Raw genomic sequence first — 2,986 nt, 5'->3', positions numbered from 1 at the left:
GCTTATGGCTTTGCCGCGGCCTCAGAGGCCTATTTCGGCAAGCCCCTGAAGAACATCTCCATCTCCGAGGCGGCCATGCTGGCGGGCCTGCCCAAGGCACCTTCGGCCTACAACCCCATCATCAATCCCAAGCGAGCCCGGGCCCGGCAGCTCTACATCATAGAGCGCATGGAAGAAAACGGCTTCATTACCGCCGAACAGGCCAAGGCCGCAAAAGAAGAAGAACTCAAGGTCAGGACCGGGCCCGATGCAGGCCGGGTACACGCGGAATACGTCGCTGAAACCGTGCGCCAGCTGGTTTACAACCAATACGGGGACGAAACCTACACCCGCGGGCTGAATGTCTATACCACCCTGCGTGCCACCGACCAGACCGTCGCCTACAAAGCCTTGCGCAAGGGCATCATGGATTATGAGCGCCGGCAAATTTACCGGGGCCCCGAGAAGTTCATCGATCTGCCGGCCAATGCACAGGAAACGGAAGATGCGATTGACGACGCACTGACCGACAACCCCGACAACGGAGATGTGATGTCGGCCATCGTGCTGGAAGCCAATCCCAAACGAATTCTGGCCATGCGCCAGAACAGCGAAACGGTTGAAATTACCGGCGACGGCCTGAAACCCGCCCAATCCGGGCTGACTGACAAGGCCGGGCCCAACATCAAGATTCGCCGCGGCGCCTTAATCCGCGTGGCGAAAACACCGAAAAACACCTGGGAAATTACCCAGCTGCCTGAGGTGGAAGGCGCTTTTGTGGCCCTTGATCCGCGCGACGGTTCCATCCGGGCACTGGTGGGCGGGTTCGATTTCGAAAAAAACAAGTTCAACCATGTGACCCAGGCATGGCGCCAGCCGGGTTCCAGCTTCAAGCCCTTTATTTACTCCGCCGCCCTCGAGAAGGGCTTTACCCCAGCGACCGTGGTGAATGACGCCCCGCTGTTTTTCGACGCGGGCGTCACTGGCGGCCAGCCTTGGGAGCCAAAAAACTACGACGGCACTTTCGACGGTCCCATGAGTCTGCGGACCGGCCTGAAGAAATCCAAGAACATGATTTCCATCCGCATACTGCAGGCTATCGGCGCCCCGTATGCGCAGGACTGGATCACCCACTTTGGCTTTGAGGCCGAAAAACATCCCGCCTACCTGACGATGGCGCTGGGCGCCGGATCGGTCACCCCGATACAAATGGCCACCGCTTATTCGGTATTTGCCAACGGCGGTTACCGCGTCAATCCCTACCTGGTCACCAAAATCACCGACCAGCGCGGCAAAGTCCTGCTGGAAAGCAAGCCCCCCGTGCTGGACGAATCAGCCCGGGCCATCGATGCGCGCAATGCGTTCATCATGGACAGCCTGCTGCAGGAAGTCGCACGCTCAGGTACGGCGGCCAAAGCGCAAGCCACGCTCAAACGCCCCGACCTTTTCGGCAAGACCGGTACCACCAATGACTCGATCGACACCTGGTTCGTGGGGTTCCAGCCTACGCTGACAGCGGCGGTCTGGATGGGTTACGACACGCCGAAAAAACTCGGCGACCGTGAAACCGGTGGCGGCCTGAGCCTGCCCATCTGGATCAACTTCATGGAATACGCACTCAAGGGCGTGCCGGTCACCGAATACCCACCGCCCGAAGGTGTCGTCAACGTTGGCGGGGAGTGGTATTACAGCGAATATGCCAAAGGTTCCGGAGTCAGCACAGTCGGTATACAACAGGACCCGGCAGCCGCCGGCACCCCGGCTACGCCAGGGGCGATCCAGGTGCTGCCGCCTTCAGACGAGAAAAAGCGCATCCTGGATCTGTTCAAAAACTGACATGAAGCGCATCAAAAAAGGGCTCCACAGAGCCCTTTTTTGTTTTGGTGCCACTCAAGGCACGCCTGCAAGCTTCGGCAGCTACGCCTTATTGACTTCAGCCGGCGCCGCGAACACCAGTGCCTGGCCGGCCTGCTCACTGGCATAGCGAGACAAATTGGCAAAAAACTCGCTCGAGTCCTTGGTGTCAGCCCATTGACCGCCACTGTATTTGTAGTGGAATCCGCCGGCCTTGGCCGCCATCCATATTTCCTGCAAGGGTTTCTGGAGGTTGATGATGATCTGGCTGCGGTTGGAGAAAGTCAGCGTGACCATGCCGCCGGTGCGCTGGTTATCAATGTCCGCGTCGGTCTCATCATTGATACGGTCACAGGCGGTTTCAACGGCCCTGAGTGCACTCTCGGCCAGATCCTGGTATTCAAGGTCCGTCATTACAATCCCATCATGGTTTCTTCAGCTCAAATTTTAGGCCGCATCCGCCCTTCGGCCTCCCGCTATGGCCTTGCTGCAATTGTGGTCGGCGCGGCCTTGCTGGGCGGTTGCGGACAAAAAGGCGCACTTTACCTGCCAGTTCCCCCGAAGGTGCCGGCCACGGCCACCACAGCACCGCCGGCTGCCGCGCCTGCGACGCCGGCGTCAGCCGCTCGCTGACCAGCAACCTGGCCGATTCATTGAAGATTCAGGCCATCCGGTGGCTGGGCCTTCAATCTAAAGGCTCCCGACCGTTCATGCCGTCAATCGATCATGGCGCGCAAGCCCTGCGCTCCTTAAGATAGTTGCCAATAACTCCAACCGCTTCAAAGCCCATTCTTCATGACCCGCCAACCTCTCCCCGGCCATCCCCATTTCGCTTACCGCGATACCGAGCTGTTTGTTGAAAATGTCCGGCTTGGCGATCTGGCCGCGGCACACGGCACGCCGCTGTTTGTGTATTCCAAGGCGGCCATGCTTTCGGCGCTGGCGGCTTACCAGCGTGGCTTTGCAGGGCGCAACGCGCAAATTTGCTATGCCATGAAAGCCAATTCGTCCCTCGGCATCCTGCAGGCGTTTGCCCATGCGGGTTGCGGCTTCGACATCGTTTCGGGCGGCGAACTCACCCGCGTACTGGCCGCTGGTGGCGAGGCCCGGAAGATCATTTTTTCAGGCGTAGGCAAAACCTGCAGCGAAATGC

At 59.3% G+C, this 2,986-nt stretch carries 3 protein-coding genes and 1 pseudogene; 3 read left to right on the top strand and 1 reads right to left on the bottom strand.

Features of this window, described 5'->3' with window-relative positions; all coding sequences use genetic code 11:
- On the top strand, positions 1–1,815 hold a 1,815-nt coding region (locus AC1DWI_RS18265; protein ID WP_477725382.1), incomplete at its 5' end, for a penicillin-binding protein 1A.
- Positions 1,816–1,896: 81 nt separating this feature from the next.
- Here AC1DWI_RS18265 and cyaY read toward each other — a convergent pair.
- Positions 1,897–2,247 (bottom strand): iron donor protein CyaY, encoded by a 351-nt coding sequence (gene cyaY, locus AC1DWI_RS18260; RefSeq protein WP_477669888.1) that lies wholly within the window; start codon positions 2,245–2,247, stop codon positions 1,897–1,899.
- 12 nt (positions 2,248–2,259) lie between these two features.
- Here cyaY and lptM point away from each other — a divergent pair, with 12 nt between their 5' ends.
- Together lptM and AC1DWI_RS18250 are read left to right on the top strand one after the other, a co-directional pair.
- On the top strand, positions 2,260–2,466 hold the full coding sequence (gene lptM, locus AC1DWI_RS18255; RefSeq protein WP_477669889.1) for an LPS translocon maturation chaperone LptM: 207 nt from the start codon (positions 2,260–2,262) through the stop codon (positions 2,464–2,466).
- 162 nt (positions 2,467–2,628) lie between these two features.
- Positions 2,629–2,986 (top strand): annotated as a pseudogene (locus AC1DWI_RS18250) (diaminopimelate decarboxylase); the annotation flags it as partial.

This window comes from Polaromonas sp. P3_C2 (assembly GCF_056402675.1).
The sequence above is the reverse complement of the archived record's forward strand: the minus strand, read 5'-3'. Positions and strand labels throughout refer to the sequence as shown.